Consider the following 22,845-nt stretch of genomic DNA (forward strand, 5'->3'; position numbering starts at 1 on the left):
CTCCTTTTCCTCGAATCTGCCTTTGGACCTGGCTGCATCGAAGCGTCTTGGTCCGACCGGCGGTATAGTTGCTCACCGAGTGGGTCATGCGCTCAGGGTCGTGCGAGGACGTCAGCGAAGGTCAATGCGAACATCGCGATCAGAAAGACAAGCCCCGAGATTGCCGCGAGGCGAATCAAAGCCTTCGCTGAGGCAAGTTCCATAAAGAGCAGGACGACCAATGTCGATTTTGCCATGGCAATGACGATGCCGCTTGCTGTCGTGATGCGGCCCATGGGGATGTAAGCCGCGATGAGGCTGAGCAGCAGAAGAACGAGTAGCGCGGCCCAGATCAGCAGGTTCCTCACCCATAGGCGGCTGATGTCACCTGATGCGCCTCGCCTGCTCACGACGCGCGTCCCGGCAAGTAGATGAGCGGGTAGAGGAAAATCCATACGATATCGACCAAGTGCCAATACAAGGCCGTGACCTCGATCTCGGGATTGTCCTTCGCAGGGAGTTCGCGGCGGTAGAGCACCCAGACCAAACGGCTGACCAGCCCAATGCCGATAGAAAGATGGATCGCGTGCACACCCGTGACCAGCCAATAGAATCCGTAAAACAGTTGTGCTCCGGGCTGAGGCAATGCAAATCCGGCTCCCGGTACCAGGTTCTTGTCAATGTCCTCCTTGTATTCAAAGCCCTTGATGACGATGAACGCGAGACCAAGCATCGCCGTGATCATGAGACACGCGAGGACAAGCCGTCGCAATCGCGCAGACTCCTCGGCCGCCTGCGCGGCGACCGCCATCGTCAGGCTGCTGGTCAACAGCACGGCGGTATTGATCGTACCGTACCAGACATTGGTTTGGCGGCCTGCGGCCGCGAACGCGTCCGGGTGCTCGATCCGGCACACGGTGTAAGTCAGTAACAATGCACCAAAGAACAGCGTCTCGCTGGCCAGGAAGGCCCAGATGCCGAACTTGCCAGCTTCGCGCTGCCGGCCGAAGTCGAACCAGGGTTCTCTCAGCAGTGCACTTTCATCGCTCATCGCGTTTCTCTCGCGTTCTGCATTTCCGGAGCATCCGTCCCGGCGGACATGCCTTCGGCGTGGTAGTCATAGGGAGCGCGGTCGATGCGGGGCTGCCGGTCGAAATTCTTGGGCGGCGGCGGCGAACTCGTGGTCCATTCGAGGCCGGTGGCGCCCCACGGGTTCCTGGCGGCCTTCCCGCCGTAAAAGAGCGACCACGTCAAATAGCCGAGCGGTAGCAAATAGGCGAGCGCAAGCACCGCCGCGCCGGCCGACGACATCACGTTGTAGATCTGAAACTCCGCCGGATAGGTGTGATAGCGTCTGGGCATGCCGAGATAACCGGCAAAGAATTGCGGCAGGAACGTCATATTAAAGCCGGCATACATGAGAATGGCGGCGAACTTCGCCCAGCTCTCCGGATAGAGCCGGCCCGTCACTTTGGGCCACCAAAAATGCAGGCCGGCAAAAAAGGCGGAAACAGAGCCGCCGACCATGATGTAATGGAAGTGAGCAACCACGAAATAGGTATCGGTCACATGGATATCGACCGGGATCGAGGCTAGGAAAAGTCCGGAGAGCCCGCCGGTCGTAAACAGTCCGACGAAGCCGAGCGCATAGAGCATCGGAGATTCGAAGCTGATTTGGCCGCGATAGAGCGAGGCGGTCCAGTTGAAGACCTTGATGGCGGAGGGCACCGCGATGATGAAGGAGAGGAAGGAGAACACCAGGCTCGCCAGGGCCGACTGCCCGGATACGAACATGTGGTGCCCCCAGACGAAGAAGCCGACGCCGGCGATCGCAAGCATGGCGTAGACCATGAAGTCGTATCCGAAGATCCGCCGTCTCGCGAAACAGGGAATGATCTCGGACACAACGCCCATGGCTGGCAAGACCATGATGTAAACGGCCGGGTGCGAGTAGAACCAGAACAAGTGCTGGAACAGGATCGGGTCGCCGCCGCGTGCGGGATCGAAGATCGGCATGCCGAACACCCGCTCGGCGATCACCAGCAGCAGCGAGATCGCGAGCACGGGCGTTGCGAGCACCATGATCAGCGACGTCGCGTAGATCGCCCAGACGAACAGCGGCAGCCGGAACCAGGTCATGCCCGGCGCGCGCAGCATGTGGGTGGTGGCGATGAAGTTGACGCCGGTGGCTATGCTGGCGAAGCCGACCACGAATACGCCGGCGGCCGCCGCAAACACGTGGGTGTTGGAGAACATCGAGGAATAGGGCGTGTAGAACGTCCAGCCGGTGTCGACGCCGCCGGCGACGAGGGCGTAGACGGTGAACCCGCCAGCCGCGATGGTCAGGTACCAGCTGAACAGATTGAGACGCGGGAAGGCGACGTCCGGCGCCCCGATCATCAGCGGCAGCAGGAAGTTGCCGAACGTGTTAGGGATCGACGGCACCAGGAAGAACCAGACCATGATGATGCCGTGGAACGAGAACAGCTTGTTGTAGCTGTCCGAAGTCATCAGCCAGCCGTTCGGCTGAAACAGTTCGAGACGCACGGCCGTGATCGCAGCGCCGCCCAGGAAGAAGAAGACCGTGATGGTCACGGCGTAGAGGATCGCGATGCGCTTGTGGTCGGTGGTGGCAAGCCAGGACCGGATCGTGGAACTGTGGCGGAGATAGTCCGGGCGCGGCGGCAGCGGCAGCTCTCCGGCGAGCAGGGCGTCAGTCATTTTGCTGCTCCTCCCCGAGCGAGCGGATATAGGCGGTCAGGCTCTGGATCTCGCCGTCATCGAGCAGCCCCTTGAAGCTCGGCATGATCGGCTCGAAGCCGGCCACGACGTCGCGCTTCGGCTGCAGGATCGAATCGCGGATATAGGCGTCGTCGGCGGAAACGGTGCGACCGTCCGCCAGTTGCACCGCGCTGCCATAGAGGCCCGCCATACGCGGTGCGTGAACGTTGGACGAGGTCGCGTGGCAACCCGCACATCCTTGAGACACGAACAGCTTGGCGCCCTCATGCGCGAGGTCGTCGCCTTCAGGTTGCTGGGTCAACCACCGGGCGTAGTCATCCTGGCGCATGACCACGATCTTGCCTCGCATCATCGAATGGTTGGTGCCGCAATATTCGGCGCACAGAAGTGGGAACGTGCCGCTCTTGCTCGCCTGAAACCAGATATCGGTGTCACGACCGGGCAGCACGTCCTTCTTGACCCGGAACGCCGGCACGAAGAAGGAATGGATCACGTCCTGCGAAGTCATCATGAGATGGACTGGTCGATCCAGCGGCACATGCAGGGCGTTGATCTCGCGGGCGCCGCCCGGATGCTGCGTCTTCCACATCCACTGCTTCGCGACCACGTGGATCTCCAACGCGTTCGACGGCGCAGCGAGGCTGCTGAGATCGGCGGAGGAGGCCCACCAGAACAGGAAGGCGAAGGTGAGGAGCGTCGCGAGCGTCCAGCCGATTTCGAGCTCGCGGCTGAGAATTTCGGGCATCGGACCGCGCTTGGCCTTCGATCCGCGCCGGTAGCGCACGGCGAACAGCAGGATCAGCCCGAACACCAGCACGACGGTCGCAGCGGACAGCGCCAGCAGGAGGTAGAAGATGTGATCGACCGTGACGGCGTGCGTGCTGGCCTCCGGCAGGCTGAACGGCGAGTTCATGCCGAAGCTCCGCGTCGTTTGCCGCGCACCAGCAACAGCCCGATCAGCCCGGCCATGGCGGCGATCGTTGTGGCGCCGAGAAGCTGCAGGATCGCGGCGATCCTGCTGGTATAGATGCCGTGTACCGCATCGAAGCCGTAGCACAGCAGCGCGATCCGGCCAGGGAGCCCGCCGATGCGGCCGTTGCCGGCCTCGAGCAGCGCGAGGCGCAGATCGCCGGGCTGCAGCGCCAGGCTGGAGAGCGCCCGAACGACTCGGCCGTCCGGTGCGAGCGTGACGAACGCCGCCGGATGCGCGATGGCGTCGCGGCTGCGGTCCACCGCCGTGTGATAACCGATGCTGTCGAGCAGCGTGCGGATCGTGTCCGACGTTCCGGTCAGGACCGCTGTCCCGGCCTGGCCGGTCTGTCCCTCCGTGAAGCGCCGCGCGTCATCGCGGCTGTCGCGCGGGTCGATCCCGACGATGATGAGGCTGTAGTCGCGTCCTGCGGCAAGGCCGGTCTGCCGCAAGGCAGAGCTGGCGATCGTCAGCGCCGGCCCGCAGATCTGCCGGCAGGTGAAGTCGGCGGGGATCAGCAGCGTCGGGCGGCCGTCGATCGCATCGCGAACCGAAACGGCATGGCCGTCAAGATTGGTGAATGGCAAGGCGAGCGGAACATGTGCATCGGCCGGCGGGTCGAAGGCGACGCGCCCGATCTCCTGCTCGGTCAATCCAGCCTGCGCGAGCGCCGGCCATAGCACCAGCGCGAGAACGAGGAGAGCCCGCCTCATGGCTTGCCTCCGCTCGCAGTGGGCGGCTGATCGGGGTGGACCTCGACCGCGTCATAGGCGCGCGCGCCGCGGGCCGCGACGAGCTGCATCGCCTCGTCGATAGGGATGCGCGCCTGGTTATGGTCGCGATTCACCCAGGCATAACCCGAAAGCCGGGCCTGCTGCTCGGCCTCGAACCGCGCGAGGTCGGTCTGCGGAGACGTCTGCAGCTCCGGCGCTGGAAACCGCCGCTCGACGCGCGGAACGAAGTCGCTTGGCACCTGCGCATTCAGAAACAGCAGGAGTCCTGCGATCGCCGCCGCCACGAACAGCAGGAAGCCGCCGACGACTGCCAGCACAACGCGGTTGTCAACATCGGCCGGTTGCGGTAGCGCGCGATGTCCCATCTCCTCAGCCGGCATGGCGCCCCCATGCGTATGTGATGCCTCGACCGAACAGCACGGAAGAAGCGGTCAGGATGACGAGCGAACCAAGGCCGGCGAGGGCAACGGCGGGCTGCCGGGCGAAAGCAGGCAGGATCAGCCAGGCGAAGTGCAGGCCGGTCCCGAGCAGCAGGAGAACACCAACTGCACGCAGGCCGGCGCGGCTGGCGCGCACGTCCGCGAACAGAAGCATCGTGAACGGCAGAACCGCGCCAATAAGAAAGGTCGCCATCAGAACTGCAGCCCATATGTCGGTGCCGCGCTTGAGGAACCATTCGGCCTTGTGGGGCAGATCGCCATACCAGGCCACGACGAATGTCATGTAGGCGAGATAGACGACGCCCAGCAGCGTCGCCATCAGCAGCTTGCCAATGTCACTCCTTGCCCGGCCTCCCACATTCCCGATCCCGACAACGCCCAGCACGGCGAGAGCCGCAAGCAACTGCTGGATCGCGATCATCGACGCGAAAGCGGTGGACACGTAATGGGGTTCGATCGACAGAAACCAGTCCACCGCGACCATGCTGATGGTGAGCCCGAAGAAGGCGAGGCCGAGCCCGGCCAGCAGCCGCCCGCCGAGACCGGACGCAAAGATCACCGCAAGAACCGACCACCCCGCCAGGGTGACCACCGCCCGCAGGATGAATGACGTCTGGCTCAGATACCAAACCGCGACGTCCGGCTTGATTTCGCCGGGTTTCACGGCCCACGGATAGATCAACGGCAGAGCGCCGAGGACGGGGACGAACGCGATCGCAACGAGGGGCATCATGGCGGCGAGGGGACGCAGGACCGGTGCAGCGGCGATCCCCCAGACCCCGCCGGTCAGCCGGTGGATGAGCAGCAGATTCATGCTGCCGACCGGGACGCAGCTCCAGATGGCGAAAGCCAGCAACCAGCCCTGCAGCAGAGGCGGATAAACACCCAGCCGCCCCAGAAAGAGTACCAAGGGGGCCGTAAGTGTCAGCAACGCAAGCCCAGCCGCCGTATGCCGGTTGCCCACTGCGGCGAGGGTCTGCCGATGCAGTGCCGCGATCATGGCAGCTTGCTCCTCAGCTGCGGGACCTCGGCCACATCGGTCTGCTGCGACTGCTGAAGCGCGCGGATATAGGCGATGATGGCCCAGCGGTCGTGCGTCTCCACTCGGGCCGCATAGGAATACATCGCGCCGTACCCGTCGGTGATCACGTCGAAGAAGTGCCGGGCGTCGGCCTGCCGGAGGCGGCTCGAGTGAAACGAGGGCGGGGCGGGAAAGCCGCGCTGCACGATCATGCCGTCGCCGTAGCCGGAAAGCCCGTGACAGGGCGAACAGTAGATGCCGAAACGTTCGCGGCCGCGCGCCAGCAGTGCAATGTCAACGGCGGGCGGCATCGCGATCTGCTGCGCGCGATCGAGCTCGCCCTGCGCGATCGCGCCCTTCGGGGGAATCTGGGCTTCGGTCCCGTCCTTGAACAGCGCTGCCTTGGTAAACGTGCCGTAGCGGTTCTGCTGCGTCATCGAGTGATCGCCGCAGCCGCCGAGCGCAGCCGCGAGCATCACCACACAGAGCAGCCGGCGGATCGTCATGGCGTGCGCAGCTCCGTCACCACGACGGCGCCGGCTTCGGTGAGCACCGTCCGCAAGTCGTTGGGATCGGCCTCGGACGCGACGACGAGGACGTAGCGATCCTGCGTTGCGCGCTCGAAGCCCGGAATCTCGAACAGCGCATCGTGCAGCCGCGGCAGGCGGCACGATCGGAGAAAGGCGATCACGCCGGCAAGGGCGGCGGCGAAGACACCGACCTCGAACGGCACGAGCAGGAAGACCTGCCAGGAATTGAGCGGCCGCCCACCGCTGTCGATCGGATAATCGATCACGGCGCTGTACCATTGCAGGCCGAAGGCGAAAGCCGCGGTCGTGAGCCCGCCGATCAGCATCGCAAGTCTGATGCGCGAGCGCGCGACGCCGAGCTGTTCGGCCAGCCCGTCGATCGGGTAGGGGGTGAAGGCGTCCAACGTGGCATGACCCGTGCTCTTCACGCGCCGCAGCGCCGCTCGCAGCCTTTCGGCGTCGAGGAACTGCGCCACCAGCGTCGCGGTCATGCGGCGGCCTCCTCGTGAGCGAGCTCGCGCATGTCGAACATCGACACGCCCGGAATCAGCCGCATGAACAGCAGGAACAGGAAGGCAAAGAGGCCGAGCGGCGCGATCAGGAAACTCCAGTCCCAGAACGTGAAATGGAAGCTGCGCCAGAGCGAAGGCATGTAGCCGTGCGACAGCGTGTTCCAGACGATCAGGATACGCTCGAGCCACATTCCGATGTTGATCGCGATGGCCACAAGAATGAGTACCGGCAGCGACTGTCGCGCGAACGGCCACCAAAGGAGCTGCGGTACCAGGCAGTTGCAGGCCAGGAGCGCCCAGTACAGCGGCGCGTAGGTGCCGGTGAATTCGAACTGCACGACGGCGCGGTCGGCGTGCTCGCCGCCATACCAACCCATGAACCACTCGGTCGCATAGGAATAGAACATCACGATGGAGGCCATCAGCAGGATGCGGGCCATCGCGTCGAAATGCCGGGGCGTGATGATGGCCTGGAGGCTGAGCCCCCACCGGATCCCCGCTGCGAGCACGACCACCATCGCGAAGCCGGAATACATCGCGCCGACCACGAAATAGGGCGGGAAGATGCTCTCCTGCCAGCCGGGCATGAGGCTGGCGGCGAAGTCGAGGCCGACGATCGAATGAACCGAACAGACCAGCGGCACGCCGAGCGCAGCCATCGTTGTGTGGAGCGTCTGGAGGCGCGACCATTCGCGCACCGAGCCGCGCCAGCCCAGCGCGAACGCGCCGTAGAGAAGCTGGGCTCCCCGGCGCGGCGCGCGGTCGCGCATGGTGGCGAGGTCGGGGATCAGGCTGACGTACCAGAACAGGATCGAGAACAGCAGATAGCTGACGATGGCCCAGAAGTCCCAGACCAGCGCGCTGCGCCATTGCGGCCACAGGGCCATCGTGTTCGGATAGGGGGCGAGCCAGTACGCGTAAATCGGCCGGCCTAGATGGATGATCGGCATAAGCCCGGCGATCGCAACCGCGAACAGCGTCATGGCTTCCGCGAAGCGGTTGATCGAAGCGCGCCATCGCTGCCGCGTCAGCAGCAGCATCGCCGAGATCAGGGTTCCGGCGTTGCCGATGCCGATCCACCAGACGTAGTTGGCGATGGCAACGCCCCATACGATGGTGGAGTTGATGCCCCATATGCCGATGCCGCGATAGAACAGCCAGACGATCGCGACCAGCAGCCAGAGCACGAAGGGAATGGTGGCGAGGAGCGCGAGCCACCATCGCTTGCCGAACCCGGTGAACAGCGGGTCGGCGATGGCTTGGGTGATCGCGACGTCGTCGGCGCGCTCCGCCGAAATCCAGCGATGCGCGGGCGGCTGTCGCGGCGCAAGGACGTCGCTCATGTCCGCCCCTCCGCGGAAGGCGCGGGGTTGCGCAGGTCGGCCAAATAAGTAGTGCGCGGACGCGTGCCGAGGTGACCGAGCAGGGCATAGTGACGCGGGTCGGCCTTGCCGCGGTTGATTTCGGCCTCAGCCTGGTTCAGGTCCCCGAAGCTGATGGCACGTGTCGGGCAGGCGTTCTGGCAGGCGGTGCGCACATCGTCCGGACCGAGCGCACGATTCTCGCGCTCCGCGCTGCGCCGCGCCGCACTGATCCTCTGGACACAGTAGGTGCACTTTTCCATGACGCCGCGGGCGCGAACGGTCACCTCCGGATTCTTCTGCCCGCGATAGGAGTCCGCGCCGAGATTGGCGTATTCCTCGCCGTCGGCGTAGCCGAAGAAATTGAAGCGCCGGACCTTGTACGGGCAGTTCGCCTCGCAGAAACGGGTCCCGATACAGCGATTGTAGACTTGCGCGTTCAGGCCTTCATGATCGTGGACGGAGGCCGCGACCGGGCAGACCGGCTCGCATGGCGCATGCTCGCAATGCATGCAGGGCACCGGTTGAAAGCCGAGCGGTAATCCGGTCGCGGCGCCGTGATCGTAGACATCCACCCGCATCCAGTGCATGTCGCGCCCCATCGCGATCTGCTCTGGCCCCACCACGGGAACATTGTTCTCGGACTGGCACGACACCACGCAGGCGTTGCATCCGATGCAAACCGACGTATCGATCACCATCGCCCAGGCGTGGCCATCGCTTGCTCCGACGCTGTGCGGCATTAGGCTCGGCGTGTCGTCCGAAGCCGCCGCGGCTGGCGTATGGCCGAGCTGGTACAATGGATAGAGTTCGCGGACATCGTCGGGCGTTCGCACCACGTTCTGCGTGGTGAGGATCGGCTCCCGGCGTCCGGTCCGCTTGACCGAGACGCCCGGAACGCGCCAGCGATGCTCGGCGCTTCTCAGCGCATAGGCATTGGCGCCGACGCCGTCACCGATCGCGCCCGCCTTGTGCCGACCTGCGCCGAGCGTGAGCGTGCCGACCCCGGCGGCGGCCCCCGGTTCGGTCAGAACGGGCACATCGAGCGTACGGTCGCCGGCACCGATCGTGACGATATCGCCGGAGGCAACCCCGAGCTTGGCCGCGTCTTCGGGATGCAGCGCGAGCGCATTGCCCCAGACCTGCTTGGTCAGCGGTTTCGGGCATTCCTGCAGCCACGCATTGTTGGCGAATGAGCCGTCCCACAGGCAGGGATCGGGGCGCAAGACAAGGGTGATGTCTCCGGCGTGAGCGTCCTGCGCTTCGCCGCTTGGCATGGGCGGTTGCGGGGGGGCAGCGAGCGCGACGGCTGCGGCGATTGTGCCGCCAATGAGGCCGTCGTGCAGCGCGCGCTGCCACCACGCCTCAAAGTCGCCGGAAGCCGCGCCTTGCCAGGTCTGCCGCACCAGATCATACGCGCTCGCATCCTGCTCCCCGGTGAGCCAGGCCAGCAGCTCGTGGACGCCGTAGCTGCCGTAGAGCGGCCGGATCAAGGGCTGGACGATGCTCGCAGTGCCGTCGCTGGCGCGCAGGTCCGACCAGGCTTCGAGCGGATGGTGCTGCGGCACGTGCCAGGTTGCGAGGGCCGCGGTCTCGTCGATATACTCCCCCATGTGCAGCCGGAACGGCGCTCGCTGTACCCGCGCCCCGAACTGCAGATCGGCGGGCGCGTCGTAGACCGGGTTCGCGCCGACGATGATGAGCTGGCGGACGCGCCCCGCGACGAGATCGCCCGCGAGCTGTTCGAGCGTGTCGGCCTGCCTGCCTGACGGCGTGCGATCAATCGGCTCGATGAGACGAACCGGCGCATTGATCTGCGCGTTGATCCAATGGGCCAGCGCATGCACCTCCGCCGACATGGTCGGTCCGACCATGACGACCGCTTCGCCCTTGTGTGCGCCGAGGTCCGCCGAAATCTTGCGGAGCAGCTCGCGTTGGCGATCGGGAAGTTCGCCCGTACCTCGAGCTGCACCAAGCTCTCCCGCGAGGCTCATCGCGAAGCGCTCGATGGCGTCTGGGTGCAGCGCAAGCCGTTCGTCGGCCTTCGCACCCGTCAGCGTGAAAGCGCTTTCGAGGCAATAGAGACGCGAAAAGCTGTTGGCCTCGCTTCGGCCCATAGCGAAGCCGCGGCCGTTTCGTATCTGGTCGGGCCCGTGTCCGATGGGATCGGCATCGAGCGCGACGATTACTCGCGCCTTGGCGAGATCGGTCACGGCGTGAAGGGGCCGGCCATGGGCAAGCTGGCTGCCCTCGCGCGCGTTGTCGTCGTCGGTCGGCTCGTAGGCGTGCCACGCCGCCGCGGGGAACGCCTGGAGCAGGGCGTCGATCTGGCGGAGAACGGTCGGCGACGTGGTGCGGCTTGTCAGCAGGCGCAGGCCGTCGCCCTGGCGGTTGCGGGCGTCGGCGAGCTGAGTAACGAGTGCGCCCTGCAGCGCTTCGCGCGAGGCGATTGCGCCATCGCGCAGAATGGTGCGCGACCGGTCCGGATCGTAGAGGGACAGCACGGCGGCCTCGGCGAAAACGTCGGTGGCGCCGAGACTGCCGGGATGACGCGGGTTGCCTTCCACCTTGATCGGACGGCCGTCGATCGCGGTCACGATGACGCCGCGCCCGATTCCCGCAAGCCCGAGCGTGGTGGCAAATTTCAGCGGTTCGCCGGGAACGATGCTCTCCGGCATTTTGACATAGGGCAGGATGTGCTCATCCGGCTTGCTGCAAGCCGCCAGGCTACTCGCCATGCCGGTCGCGAGCAGGCTGAGCGCTTGGCGTCTGTTCAGCTTGCTGCGCCGAGTTGGTTCTGGCCGCGTCGGCAATTCCTTCAGCGGTGGCATATGGTGCAGTCCGTCAAATGGCCGGTGTTGATGTGATAGGCTGCAACAAGCTTCGACCCGACCTCGGCCTGGTCCTTGGGCGGCTGCCATTTCGGCTCGAAAACCGCCTCGCGAGGACGCAAGTGAGGCTCAGGGTTGCGATGGCAGTCGAGGCACCATTGCATCGTAAGAGGAGCTGCTGGTCGCGTCAGCCGCATCTGTCCGACGTCACCATGACAGGTGGTGCATCCCACTCCTTTTGCGACGTGGATCGAATGATCAAAATAGACATAGTCCGGAAGCCGGTTGACGCGCGTCCACGCCATCGGCTTGTTTTTGGCAAGGCTCTCCCGTACCGGCGCCAGCATCTGCGCATTGGTCCAGATCTGCGAATGACAGGTCATGCAAGTCTCGGTCGGAGGAATGCCGGCAAAGCGCGCCTTCTCCACGGAGGTGTGGCAATAGCGGCAATCGAGTCCGAGACCGGAAACGTGATGCTCATGGCTGAACGGCACCGGCTGATTCCGGGTGATGTTCTGGTTAGTGACATAGGGTGATCGCATCACCTCGTAGGACAGTCCAACCGCAAGCACCGGCGCTGCTCCAATCGCCGCCATGATCAAGATCGCAATCGTGTTTGCGCCGGGACGAAAGAGCTGCATTTATCGCCCCAGCCGCGCTAAGACGTTCACGCGCGGATTCGCACAGGAACTGATTTTGCGGCCGGCGTCTTCGAATGTATGTCGTGGTGAGACAGCGGGATAAGCGGGTTCATTTCCGGATAGTAGGCGCCGACGCAGCCGTCAGGCAGCTTGAACGGCGTTACCTTGAGGGGACCGACCTCTCGCGTGACACCATCCTCGGCGTCACTGACCAGCGAGACCATCTGCCCTTCCTGGAGGCCGGCGCGCGCGATTTCGTCCGGGTTCATCAACAGCACGTCTCTGGTGCCCTCGATGCCCCGCATCCGATCGCTGTAGCCGTAAATCGTCGTATTGAACTGGTCGTTGCTGCGCATGGTCAGCAGTCGGAAGCGCCCGGGCGCATCAGAAAAGCCGGTCGAACTGAGCGTCTCCGGGGCAGTAAACTCGGCCTTGCCGGTTTCAGTCTTCCAGATCCGTTCGCGGGCCGAATTGCCGCGATAGAATCCGCCGGGCGTGAACATCCGCGCGTTGAAGTCGTGAAATTCGTCCGGATAAGTCTCGGCGATCTCGTTGCGGATGAGATCGTAATTGCCGACCCATTCATCCCATTTGAGCTTCGGATTGGGGGCCAGGGTCGCCTTGGCGAGCCCAGCGACGATGGCCACCTCGGATTTGAGATGCTCGCTTGCTGCCTTGCGCAGCCCGATCGAGCCCTGAATGCAACTGAAAGTGTCCTCGATAGTCACGGCTTGCTGCCCGCTTGCCTGCAGATCCTCCTCGGTCCGGCCAAGGCACGGCAGCAGATAGGCGGCTTTGCCGTGTACGAGGTGGCTGCGGTTGAGCTTGGTCGCAATCTGAACAGTCAGGTCCAAACCGCGCCAAGCCTCTTCCATCTTCGACCGCTCGGGAATGGCTCGCACGAAGTTTCCACCTAATCCGACGAAGGCCCTGACCTTCCCGGCGAGAACGCCTTCGCACGCTTCAACGGTATTCAAGCCCTTCTCGCGCGGTGGCTCGAACCCGAACTGCTTGGCGTATTTGTCGAGGGGGACAAGTTCAGGCTTTTCCGAGATGCCGACGGTGCGCTGACCCTGCACATTAGAATGCCCACGCACCGGCGAGATCCCGGTGCCGTCTCGCCCGATGTTTCCCTTCAGAAGCAGCATGTTGACGAGCATCGCCACGTTCTGGAATCCGTGCACGTGCTGGGTCAGGCCCATCCCATAGATGCCGATCACGCGGTCTGCGTCGACATAGACCTGCGCGGCCCCCTCGATGACCGCTCGGCTCAGGCCAGAAGCGGCTTCGATTTCCTCCCAGGAAGTCGCTCGGACTTTGGCCTCGAAGTCTTCGAAACCGTGCGTGTGCTGCTCGATGAAGGGAGCATCGATGACCCGCTTGCCTTGATGCTTGGCCGCGTCGTCCGCGGCGAAGACATGCTTGCAGATTCCGACGATGACGGCGATATCGCCACCGACCTTCACCTGGTGGTACTGGCTGCTGATCTGGGTAGTTTTTCCGGTCAGCATCTCCGTCGGATTTTGGGGATTGATGAAGAATTCGAGGCCCTTTTCGCGCACAGGATTGAAGGTGATGATCTGGACACCGCGCTTAGCCGCGTCCTGGAGTGGGTGCAGGAAGCGCGGGCTGTTCGATCCAGTATTCTGCCCGAAGAAGAACATTGCATCGCAGTTGCTGAGGTCGTCGAAGACCACAGTTCCAACGCCGGCGCCAATCAGCTTTTTGAGCGCGACGGACGTCGTTTCGTGGCACATGTTCGAACTGTCAGGCAGGTTGTTGTTGCCGTAAACCCGCGCGAACAGGGCATAGAGGTAGGAAGTTTCAAGGCTGGCGCGGCCCGATGAATAGAACACGACCGACTTAGGATCGAGCGCCTTCAGTTGGGAACTGATGCCCTGAAACGATTCATCCCAGGAGCAGGTCACATATTTGTCAGTGGCACTGTCGTAACGCAGCGGATCTGTCAGGCGACCCTGCTGCTCGAGATCGTAATCCTTCCATGAGAGCAACTCTGTCACCGTGTGTTCTGCAAAGAATTCCGGCGTGCAGCGCCGGGAGGTCAGCTCCCATAGCGTCGCCTTGGCGCCGTTCTCGCAGAATTCGAAGGTGTGGTAGTCCGCCGGCTTTGCCCAAGAGCACGAGACACACATGAAGCCCTTCGGCTTATTTTGCCGACGGAGGGTATTTAACGCAGCCGGCGAGTCCCACTCTTTGCCGAAGATGCGCGCGATCCCCTCGAGAGAGCCCCATCCGCCGGCTGGACCATCGTAGTGAACCGTCTCGGCATTTTCGTCACCGGCTTCGTTTGGTCGCGCCATGATCTTGCTTCTCTTTGGAACCCACCCAGCCAACGCATCGCCAACGTATGTTGGTCATGCAGGTTCCTCGGCGCGTGAAGCGGCCGGATGTTCGCGAGCGATAGTCCGCCCGCTAACGTACAAAGATTTAGCTGTCGCAACACGTTGATCAGGTTACGCGTAGGCCCGTAAGCGAACATGAATATCGGGGGAACTGTGGTGGGCGGCAGGGGTTGCTCAGACACTGTCCCGGAGCCGGCCATGAATGATCGCTGCAGCCTAGACAAACCGGAACTGCTGTGGCGGGGGGGCGATCCCATACCGTCCTCGCGAAGGGTCGCGGAAGAGTGTCCGATAGCGTTCACCTATAACGGCTCGACTTATGCGGTGATGATGGCCTCGCCCGTCGACCTCGTCGACTTCGGTATCGGCTTTAGCTTGAGCGAGGGTATCGTGGCGGGCCGCAAGGATATCGTCAGCATCGAGCTTGTCGAACTCGAACTCGGATGCGAAGTGCGCATCTGGCTCCGAGATGCGGACGCCAGTCGCCTCGCCAATAGGCGGAGAGCGATGGTTGGCCCAGTCGGCTGCGGTTTGTGCGGGGTTGAAAGTCTTGAGCAGGCCTGTGCGCAGCCCGCGCTCATATCCACGCAAGCTGGATTTCGTCCCTTCGGCATTCTGAAGGCAATGCGCTCATTGCGGTCACTTCAGCCACATCATCAGGCGACGGGTGCGATGCACGCCGCGGCTTTCTGGGACGGCGATGACGTCCGACTGGCCAGAGAAGATGTCGGACGCCACAATGCGCTCGATAAACTCGCTGGTGCGGTGGCCAGGGCCGGTCTGGAGACGGCGCAGGGCGCTGTTCTCATGACCAGTCGGGTCTCGGTCGAACTGGTGCAGAAAACCGCCCGAATGGGTGCGCCGCTCCTCGTCGCCGTGTCCGCGCCAACTTCACTGGCGATCGAGACCGCCGAGCGGGCCGGCGTCACGCTCGTTGCGGTCGCGCGCGACGATGGCTACGAAATTTTCAGCCACGCCAGTCGACTGATGTTTGAAGAGCGCGCGCGCGTTTCCGCTGCTGTCGAGCTCGCTGCCCCTGGATCCCAGTCCAACTGAATCGAGCAGCGTAGGGACGTTGGCGCCTTCGTGCGCTTTCGTACCGACCTTGTATCCCCCCGAATGTTCGCAAGGAACGACTAGAGCCGGCCAGCGCTGTAGCAGTACTCCACATCCAACCCACAGGAGACAACTGATGAAGACCACACGTTTGATGGCTCTGTTGCTCGCAGTAACGGTTTCCAGCCCGGCGCTCGCTCAAACGGGCACGAATTCTACAAACAACTCGCAATCGTCGACCAATTCACAAAGCGCTTCCAATTCGGGCCAGACCGCGGCAGCGCAGAAAATAAAGGACGATCTGCAGAAGGCAGGCTTCACTGATATCAAAGTCGTGGCCGAATCCTTTGTCGTCCAGGCCAAAACAAAGGAGGGCAACCCGATGGTGATGACGATCGGCCCGCATGGCATGTCGGTGTTTGAAGCGTTGAACACGACGACGACCGGATCGGGCTCCGCAAGCAGCTCTCACGGGACAACGGGCTCCAGCCCTTCGAGCAACAACGCAAATTCGAAGTAAGTTCTCGCACTCGCGGCGGACGTCGCGGCAAGACATTGCTCTGCGATGTTCGCTGCTTGCGGGCGGGCCCCGTGACGTACGCGACCGTACGAACATTGTGATGAGGGGCGCTGCCGAGGTGAAACGTTACGGCGATCTTGGACGTTGCCTCGGGCATCCTCCGCGCCAGAACTATCGAGAAAATCCAATGAATGTCAGTGAATATGTTTGGCACCGGCTGTCCGAATGGGGCTTAAGCCGGGTTTACGGGTACCCCGGGGACGGCGTCGGCGGGTTGGACATTGCTCTCGAGCGTGCGAAGGGCAAAATAGAGTACGTGCAGGTACGGCACGAAGAGATGGCCGCTTTCATGGCCTCCGGTCACGCCAAGTTTACAGGTCAGGTTGGACTTTGCTACGCGACCTCAGGACCTGGCGCAATTCATCTTCTCAACGGGCTCTACGACGCCAAGATGGACCACGTCCCCGTGGTCGCTCTCGTCGGCCAGCAGGCAAGGAGCGCGATCGGGGCGAGCTATCAGCAGGAAGTCGACCTGCAGGTGCTGTTTCAGGACGTTGCCGAATACGTCGCGCAAGCGAGCGTGCCCGAGCAGGTGCGTCACCTGATCGACCGGGCCGTGCGCATTGCTCACAACAGGCGCGCCGTTACCTGCGTGATCCTACCGAAAGACGTTCAGGAGCTGGATTACCAGGATCCGCCTCTCGCGCATGGTGCGACCCACACGGGCGTCGGATATGCCGAGCCGGCGAGGCGACCGGACGAGGATCTGGTGCGCGCCGCCGCCGAGGTCCTGAACAGCGGCAAGAAAGTTGCGATGCTGGTTGGCGCAGGCGCCTTGAACGCGACCGATGAAGTCATCGCCGTGGCCGAGCGCCTTCAGGCGGGGGTGGCCAAAGCCCTCCTTGGAAAGGCAGCCCTTCCGGACGAACTCCCCTTTGTAACCGGTTCGATCGGACTGCTCGGCACCAAGCCGAGTTGGGACCTCATGAAGAATTGCGACACCTTGCTGATGGTCGGTTCGGCGTTTCCATACAGCGAGTTTCTGCCGAAGCCCGGCGCGGCGCGCGGCGTTCAGATCGATATCGACGGCGCCAGGTTGAGCCTGCGTTACCCTATGGAAGTCAACATCGTCGGGGACAGCTCCGTGGCGTTGCAGGCGCTGCTGCCGCATCTTCAGCAGAAACAAAAATCTTCATGGCGTGGTGAAATCGAGGAGGGCGTGCGGGAATGGTGGCAGACGCTCAAAGAGCGCGCCATGGATTCGGCGGAGCCGCTCAATCCGCAACGCGTATTCTGGGAGCTCTCGCCCCGTTTGCCTGAGAACGCGATCATTACCGCGGATTCAGGCTCGGTTGCCAATTGGTATGCCCGCGACCTGAAAATGCGTCGGGGCATGAAAGCCTCGTTGTCCGGAGGCCTGGCTTCATTGGGTGCCGGGACGCCCTACGCCCTGGCGGGCAAAATGGCTTATCCGGACAGGACAGTTATCGCCTGCATGGGCGACGGCGCCATGCAAATGAACGGACTAAACGTCCTGATCACGATCTCGAAGTATTGGCAAACCTGGTCAAACCCTCGCCTGATCGTCCTCGTCCTCAATAACCGCGACCTCAATCAAGTGACCTGGGAGGAGCGGATACAACTCGGGGCAGGGAAGACGCTGTCGACCCAGAGCATCCCGGACTTTCCGTACCATCGTTATGCCGAGTTGATTGGTCTCAAGGGCATCTTCGTCGACGATCCCGAACGTGTGGGTGCCGCCTGGGACGAAGCGCTATCGGCCGATCGTCCGGTGGTACTCGAGGCATACACCGATCCCAACGTTCCCCCCCTGCCGCCGCACATCACCCTGAAGGACGCCAAAAACTTCGTCAGTATGATTCCGTCCGAGCCGGAGCTTGGGAACGTTCTCAAGAACAGCGCCAAGGAATTGTTGACGACCGTACTGCCGGGGAAAGGATAATGGTCGAGGTTACGATCGAGGCGGTGAAAGCGCGCGCCTTCGAGGTCCCGACCGATCGACCCGAAGCGGACGGGACGATGAGTTGGGATTCAACAACACTGGTGCTGGTCGAGATTGCAGCCGGTGACAAGTCCGGGATCGGTTACACGTATTCCGATCGGAGCATCGTCGCCCTCATCGCCGAGAAGCTCACCTCGATCGTCCGTGGGAAGGACGCGTTGGCGCCTCAGGCAGTCTGGAGCGCGATGCAGCCCGCCGTCCGCAATCTGGGCCGCGAAGGGCTTGCTGCGACCGCAATCTCAGCCGTCGACACGGCGCTGTACGACCTGAAGGCGCGGCTCTTGGATGTGCCGCTGGTTCAGCTCCTCGGAAGCTACCGTACGGCCGTCCCGATTTATGGAAGCGGCGGCTTCACGACTTATTCCGACAGCGAGCTGGCGGATCAGCTCGGCGGGTGGGTTTCTGACGACGGCTGCAAGCACGTCAAGATGAAAGTGGGCTCCGAGCCCGATCTCGATCCGCACCGGGTACGCGTCGTCAGCCGCGCGATCGGCGAGCGCGCCGCCCTGTTCATCGATGCAAACGGCGCCTATTCGGTGAAGCAGGCGCTTCAACTTGCCGACGTGTTCGGACAGCACGGCGTCAAATGGTTCGAGGAGCCGGTGTCGTCGGACGACCTTGAAGGCTTGTGTGCGGTCCGTGCCCGTACCCCGGCGGGCATGGACGTTGCTGCGGGAGAGTATGCATATACAACCGACTATGTTCGCGTGATGCTCGGATCCGGTGCCGTCGACGTGCAGCAGGCGGATATTACGCGGTGCGGCGGCGTGACGGGGTTCTTGCAGATAGCTTCGCTTTGCGAGGCGCACCACATCGACCTGTCGGGCCATTGCGCACCCGCTCTGCATCTTCACGCCGCCTGCGCGGCGCCGCGGCTCCGGCATCTGGAATGGTTTCACGACCACGTTCGGATCGAGCAAATGCTCTTCGATGGCGCGCCCACTCCACGCAATGGCGCGATCCGGCCCGACCTGTCGCGGCCGGGCAATGGTCTGATATTCAAGGATGCGGATGCTGCACGCTATGCGATCTAACCAGCTGAGAAGAGGGAGAACAGGTGGCTTCTCCCAAGCCGTGTTGGGTGAGGCGAAGCGCGAGCAGGCCGGTCTGCGTTCCGCAGCTCGTTCGTTTTTCCGCTTAGGCCAGCGCGAGGCCGAGACCGTTCTTGCGGCTCGAAGGCTCAATCGTGCGGCAGGCACCTTGGCTGCGTCGGTGCTCGCCGACAGCGCCGTAGAGCATTACCGGGGTTCGTTCAAGAACAAGGCCATGCTCATCCCGCTCGTGGTCGCCGGGCTGACGCTGACAATGAGCCTGCACGGCACGGCAGACAGGCGCCCGGTCGCGCATCAAGCGCGTGATACGTCGTACCTTTTGGCAGCTGCCACCGGCCTGCTTGGGACAGGCTTTCACGTTTATAACGTGACCAAGAAGGCGGGCGGGTGGAGCTGGCAGAACCTCTTTTACGGTGCTCCCCTCGGCGCACCTATGGCCATTCTGCTCTCGGGAGTGCTGGGCTTTTGCTCGGAACGGGTGCGCGCCAATGGACGTCGCCGCCCGCATCGGGTCTTCAACCTGCCGGCGGGCGAGACGATCGCCACGGTCACGGCACTGGGGCTGCTCGGGACGACTGGAGAAGCCGGGCTGCTCCATTTTCGCGGAGCCTTTCACAACCCCTTTATGACTCTTCCCGTCACTCTCCCGCCCATCGGGGCCGGCCTACTCGCCGGTGCTGCGTTGAACCGCGAACGGCGGACACGCCGCCTCGCGCGATGGTGGATGCGGTTGCTCACTGCGATGGGCTTTGCGGGGGTGGGCTTCCACGCGTACGGGATCTCGCGAAACATGGGCGGTTGGCGCAACTGGAGCCAGAATATTCTCAACGGACCGCCGCTCCCGGCGCCGCCAAGTTTCGCAGGCCTCGCATTGGCCGGGCTCGCCGCGCTCGAGCTGATGAAGGAGGCACGAGATGCTTGAGCGGAAGGGCGAGCGGGCTGCAGGCGACCCATACCCCGGTTATGACGTCCTCGCGAAATGGCGGAGTCTATCCTGGAACGACAAGACCAGGGAGGTGATCGCGGCTCGCTTGAAAGCAGCTGGCAAGCCGCAATTCCTGACCGCGGACGAGTTCGAAATCCTCACGGCTGTCGCCGATCGCATCGTGCCGCAACCTGCGGCGAAATCGCCTGTTCCAGTTGCTGCGCTGCTGGATCTGAAGCTGCAAGAGGGCATTCTGGACGGCTATCGCGCAGCCGGCCTGCCGCGCGACGGGGAAGCTTGGCGAAGGGGACTGAGGGCCCTTGATGCCGAGGCCAGAGCCCGCCACGACCGTGGCTTCGCAGCAATCGCCGGGTCCTATCAGGACGATCTCCTAAGGCGCTGCGAGGCGGGCGAATTGAAGTCGCCCGCATGGTCGGGCATGCCGTCGCGGACGTTCTTCAAACATCGCCTGCTGCGCGACATCGTTCTTGCGTACTATTCCCATCCGATGGCCTGGAGCGAAATCGGGTGGGGTGGCCCCGCCAGCCCGCGCGGCTACGTCCGCCTCGATTTCAATGATCGCGATCCCTGGGAGGCGGCCGAGGCCAAGCCGGGCCGGGAGGCTGACGCTCTGAGGATCAATCGCAATGTCCGATGATCCCCGGCATAGTCCCCGTGCCCGCAACGGCCGCGCACCGGACGTGTTCCGCCCCGGCGGCTGGGTCAGCATGAAGCAATACGCCGATCACGAAATGGTCGACTTCGTGATCGTCGGAACCGGGGCCGGCGGCGCGACGCTCGCCTGCAAACTGGCCGAATACGGCTTCTCTGTGGTTGCCCTGGATGCCGGCCCTTATTTCCGGCCGCTCGAGGATTTCGCTTCCGACGAGTCCGAGCAAACCAAGCTTTACTGGACGGACGATCGTATCGTCGATGGCGACAATCCCCTGCAGCTCGGAAGCAACAACAGCGGCAAGGCCGTCGGAGGCTCGACGGTGCATTTTGCGATGGTGTCGCTCCGGTTCCGGCCGGAATGGTTCAAAGCCAGGACCAAGCTTGGTTATGGTGCGGACTGGCCGCTCGATTGGCGCGAGATGTGGGCTTACTACACGGAGGTCGAGCAAGCCCTCAAGATCTCCGGCCCTGTCAACTACCCCTGGGGACCGCCGCGTCCGCGCTATCCTTATCGGGCCCATCCGCTCAATGCTGCTGCCCGCGCGCTCGCGCGCGGCTGCGAAGCCCTTGGTATCGGCTGGACCGAGACGCCGCTCGCAACCCTCTCTGCGCCGCGCGGCCTCGCACACCCTTGCGTCTATCGCGGCTTCTGCGTGACCGGTTGCTCGACGAATGCCAAGCAAAGCGCGCTCGTGACGTGGATTCCGCGCGCTTTGTCCGCCGGCGCCGAGATCCGGGATCTCGCCATGGTCGGCCGGATCGAGACCGACGCGAATGGCCACGCCGTCGGTGTTCACTATCACCGCCAGAACGAGTGGCGCTTCCAGAAGGCGCGCAACGTGGTGGTGGCCGGCTACGCGATCGAAACGCCGCGGCTCCTGCTGAATTCCGCGACCGACAAGTTTCCGGACGGCCTGGCAAACAGCTCCGGACTTGTCGGCAAGAACCTCATGGCACAGGCAAACCAGGCGGTATGGGGCGAGATGGACGAGGAGGTCCGCTCGTACAAGGGACCTCCGTCCCTCGCTATCACCGAGCACTGGAATTACGAGGATGAGGGCAAGGATTTCTTTGGTGGCTACGCCTACATGAGCCAAGGCCCCCTTCCGCAGCTGTGGGCCAACACGCAAGCGACGGCGCATGGTCTGTGGGGGACGCGACTGGTCGAGGCGATGAAGCGCTATAACCACGTCGTGGGCTTGAAGATCGTTGGCGAGATGCTGCCTCAGGAAGGCAACCGCGTCACTTTGGCCGACGAAGTCGATCAATACGGGCTGAGAATTCCGCGCGTGACCTACTCCTGGTGCGACAACGACAAGCGCCTGATCAATCACTCCATCGCCTTCATGAGCCGCGCTCTGGGCGCCATCGGCGCCAGGAATTTGTGGGTGCAGGAAGACGACACCTGTCACCTCAACGGAACGGCCCGGATGGGCGATCGGCCGGACAACAGCGTCGTCGATGCGGATTGCCGCAGCTGGGATATTCCCAATCTGTGGATCTGCGACGGCTCGGTGTTTCCGACGGTGGGCGGCGCGAATCCGTCGCTCACGATCCAGGCGATCGCTTGCCGCACGGCGGATCGAATTCGGGCTCTGTCCCGATTGGGAGAGATCGGATTGAACTAGGAGGATACCGATGAGGCACAAGCTCCTTAACGACGACGCGCAGCGAACCTTTGCAGTCGTCCTCGACAGCGGCGACGAGGCAATGGAAAGCCTCAAGTCGTTTGCAGTGGCGCAGCGGATCTCTGCAGCCCAAATCACCGGCATCGGAGCCTTCAGCAGGCTTGTGCTGAAATATTTCGATTGGGAGAGGAAATCGTACCTCGAGAACCGCGTGGACGAACAAGTGGAGGTCGCTTCGCTCGTCGGCGATATCGCGGATTCGCCGTCGGGCGAACCTTCAGTGCACGTCCATCTCGTTGCAGGACGGCGCGACGGCACCGCTCTCGCCGGCCACCTTGGATTGGGTCGGGTGCGTCCCACTCTCGAGGTGATCGTAACCGAGAACCCCGCGCATCTTCAGAAAGCGCACGATCCCGCGACGGGGCTGGCGCTGATCAAGCTGGAGCGATGACAATGCAAAGCATCGGTCGCACAATGTGGGCCATCCCGGAAGGCTATATCCCAAGCGACAGCGTCAGCGACGCGCACGATCTCGTGTCCCATGAGGCGGCGTGCTTCCTGAACACGGGCGATCGCGACGCAGACGTCCGAATTACGCTCTTCTTCGAGAACAGGGCTCCGGTCGGTCCCTACCGGGTGAAGGTGCCGGCCAAGCGAACTCTGCATCTCCGTTTCAACGATTTGACGGACCCCGAACCGGTTCCGCGCGATACGAGTTACGCTTCAATTATCGAGGCGAGCGAGCCGGTGATCGTGCAGCATACCAGGCTCGACTCCCGCCAGCCAGGGATGGCGCTGCTGTCGACCATTGCCTACCCGGCCGTACCGCAGTGAGGAGGTGT

At 63.3% G+C, this 22,845-nt stretch carries 22 protein-coding genes; 9 read left to right on the forward strand and 13 right to left on the reverse strand.

All coding sequences use genetic code 11. The annotated features are described in order from the left end of the window. Window positions 1-92 precede the first annotated feature (92 nt). The 13 genes from ACNJX9_RS17165 to ACNJX9_RS17225 are packed head-to-tail and all read right to left on the reverse strand — an operon-like array spanning window position 93 to window position 14,082. On the reverse strand, window positions 93-389 hold the full coding sequence (locus ACNJX9_RS17165; RefSeq protein WP_439409647.1) for a cytochrome C oxidase subunit IV family protein: 297 nt from the start codon (window positions 387-389) through the stop codon (window positions 93-95). Further along, entirely contained in the window at window positions 386-1,030 is a 645-nt protein-coding gene (locus ACNJX9_RS17170) for a cytochrome c oxidase subunit 3 family protein (protein ID WP_439409648.1), read from the reverse strand. The genes ACNJX9_RS17165 and ACNJX9_RS17170 overlap by 4 nt, the downstream gene beginning before the upstream one ends. Then, on the reverse strand, window positions 1,027-2,700 hold the full coding sequence (locus ACNJX9_RS17175; protein WP_439409650.1) for a cytochrome c oxidase subunit I: 1,674 nt from the start codon (window positions 2,698-2,700) through the stop codon (window positions 1,027-1,029). The genes ACNJX9_RS17170 and ACNJX9_RS17175 overlap by 4 nt, the downstream gene beginning before the upstream one ends. Continuing rightward, window positions 2,693-3,634, reverse strand: a complete 942-nt coding sequence (gene coxB / locus ACNJX9_RS17180) for a cytochrome c oxidase subunit II (RefSeq protein WP_439409651.1) — start codon at window positions 3,632-3,634, stop codon at window positions 2,693-2,695. Before coxB ends, ACNJX9_RS17175 begins: the two co-directional genes overlap by 8 nt. Then, the gene (locus ACNJX9_RS17185; protein ID WP_439409652.1) at window positions 3,631-4,344 is read right to left on the reverse strand and encodes an SCO family protein; all 714 of its coding nucleotides are present in this window, start codon (window positions 4,342-4,344) and stop codon (window positions 3,631-3,633) included. Before ACNJX9_RS17185 ends, coxB begins: the two co-directional genes overlap by 4 nt. A gap of 56 nt (window positions 4,345-4,400) precedes the next feature. Continuing rightward, entirely contained in the window at window positions 4,401-4,805 is a 405-nt protein-coding gene (locus ACNJX9_RS17190) for a hypothetical protein (protein ID WP_439409653.1), read from the reverse strand. After that, entirely contained in the window at window positions 4,795-5,865 is a 1,071-nt protein-coding gene (locus ACNJX9_RS17195) for a hypothetical protein (protein ID WP_439409654.1), read from the reverse strand. The genes ACNJX9_RS17190 and ACNJX9_RS17195 overlap by 11 nt, the downstream gene beginning before the upstream one ends. Next, complete coding sequence (locus ACNJX9_RS17200; RefSeq protein ID WP_439409656.1) at window positions 5,862-6,392, reverse strand: c-type cytochrome; 531 nt, start codon at window positions 6,390-6,392, stop codon at window positions 5,862-5,864. Before ACNJX9_RS17200 ends, ACNJX9_RS17195 begins: the two co-directional genes overlap by 4 nt. After that, on the reverse strand, window positions 6,389-6,907 hold the full coding sequence (locus ACNJX9_RS17205; protein ID WP_439409657.1) for a DUF3341 domain-containing protein: 519 nt from the start codon (window positions 6,905-6,907) through the stop codon (window positions 6,389-6,391). The genes ACNJX9_RS17200 and ACNJX9_RS17205 overlap by 4 nt, the downstream gene beginning before the upstream one ends. Continuing rightward, the gene (nrfD, locus tag ACNJX9_RS17210; protein ID WP_439409658.1) at window positions 6,904-8,271 is read right to left on the reverse strand and encodes an NrfD/PsrC family molybdoenzyme membrane anchor subunit; all 1,368 of its coding nucleotides are present in this window, start codon (window positions 8,269-8,271) and stop codon (window positions 6,904-6,906) included. The genes ACNJX9_RS17205 and nrfD overlap by 4 nt, the downstream gene beginning before the upstream one ends. Next, the gene (locus ACNJX9_RS17215) at window positions 8,268-11,120 is read right to left on the reverse strand and encodes a 4Fe-4S dicluster domain-containing protein (protein WP_439409659.1); all 2,853 of its coding nucleotides are present in this window, start codon (window positions 11,118-11,120) and stop codon (window positions 8,268-8,270) included. The genes nrfD and ACNJX9_RS17215 overlap by 4 nt, the downstream gene beginning before the upstream one ends. Next, entirely contained in the window at window positions 11,108-11,761 is a 654-nt protein-coding gene (locus ACNJX9_RS17220) for a cytochrome c3 family protein (RefSeq protein WP_439409661.1), read from the reverse strand. The genes ACNJX9_RS17215 and ACNJX9_RS17220 overlap by 13 nt, the downstream gene beginning before the upstream one ends. A gap of 26 nt (window positions 11,762-11,787) precedes the next feature. After that, window positions 11,788-14,082: an FdhF/YdeP family oxidoreductase gene (locus ACNJX9_RS17225; protein ID WP_439409663.1), complete on the reverse strand. Its 2,295-nt coding sequence runs from the start codon at window positions 14,080-14,082 to the stop codon at window positions 11,788-11,790. A gap of 240 nt (window positions 14,083-14,322) precedes the next feature. Here ACNJX9_RS17225 and fdhD point away from each other — a divergent pair, with 240 nt between their 5' ends. The 9 genes from fdhD to ACNJX9_RS17270 all read left to right on the forward strand — a co-directional run bounded on the left by fdhD (window position 14,323) and on the right by ACNJX9_RS17270 (window position 22,837). After that, complete coding sequence (gene fdhD, locus ACNJX9_RS17230) at window positions 14,323-15,180, forward strand: formate dehydrogenase accessory sulfurtransferase FdhD (protein WP_439409665.1); 858 nt, start codon at window positions 14,323-14,325, stop codon at window positions 15,178-15,180. Between the two features lie 136 nt (window positions 15,181-15,316). Beyond that, window positions 15,317-15,700: a hypothetical protein gene (locus tag ACNJX9_RS17235; protein ID WP_439409667.1), complete on the forward strand. Its 384-nt coding sequence runs from the start codon at window positions 15,317-15,319 to the stop codon at window positions 15,698-15,700. Between the two features lie 187 nt (window positions 15,701-15,887). Continuing rightward, the gene (locus tag ACNJX9_RS17240) at window positions 15,888-17,663 is read left to right on the forward strand and encodes a thiamine pyrophosphate-requiring protein (RefSeq protein WP_439409669.1); all 1,776 of its coding nucleotides are present in this window, start codon (window positions 15,888-15,890) and stop codon (window positions 17,661-17,663) included. Beyond that, window positions 17,663-18,757 (forward strand): enolase C-terminal domain-like protein, encoded by a 1,095-nt coding sequence (locus tag ACNJX9_RS17245; RefSeq protein ID WP_439409671.1) that lies wholly within the window; start codon window positions 17,663-17,665, stop codon window positions 18,755-18,757. Before ACNJX9_RS17240 ends, ACNJX9_RS17245 begins: the two co-directional genes overlap by 1 nt. 43 nt (window positions 18,758-18,800) lie before the next feature. Further along, window positions 18,801-19,697 carry a hypothetical protein gene (locus ACNJX9_RS17250; protein ID WP_439409673.1) on the forward strand — a complete coding sequence of 299 codons (897 nt, stop codon included), beginning with the start codon at window positions 18,801-18,803 and terminating at the stop codon, window positions 19,695-19,697. Continuing rightward, window positions 19,690-20,358, forward strand: coding sequence for a gluconate 2-dehydrogenase subunit 3 family protein (locus ACNJX9_RS17255; RefSeq protein ID WP_439409674.1), 669 nt, complete (start codon window positions 19,690-19,692; stop codon window positions 20,356-20,358). Before ACNJX9_RS17250 ends, ACNJX9_RS17255 begins: the two co-directional genes overlap by 8 nt. Continuing rightward, on the forward strand, window positions 20,348-22,003 hold the full coding sequence (locus tag ACNJX9_RS17260; protein ID WP_439409675.1) for a GMC family oxidoreductase: 1,656 nt from the start codon (window positions 20,348-20,350) through the stop codon (window positions 22,001-22,003). Before ACNJX9_RS17255 ends, ACNJX9_RS17260 begins: the two co-directional genes overlap by 11 nt. Window positions 22,004-22,013: 10 nt before the next feature. Then, window positions 22,014-22,454, forward strand: a complete 441-nt coding sequence (locus ACNJX9_RS17265) for a PPC domain-containing DNA-binding protein (protein WP_439409677.1) — start codon at window positions 22,014-22,016, stop codon at window positions 22,452-22,454. 2 nt (window positions 22,455-22,456) lie between these two features. Beyond that, window positions 22,457-22,837, forward strand: coding sequence for a sensory rhodopsin transducer (locus ACNJX9_RS17270; protein WP_439409678.1), 381 nt, complete (start codon window positions 22,457-22,459; stop codon window positions 22,835-22,837). Window positions 22,838-22,845: the final 8 nt, after the last annotated feature.

Source organism: Bradyrhizobium sp. BLXBL-03 (assembly GCF_051853015.1).
GTDB classification, from domain to species: Bacteria; Pseudomonadota; Alphaproteobacteria; order Rhizobiales; family Xanthobacteraceae; genus Bradyrhizobium; species Bradyrhizobium manausense.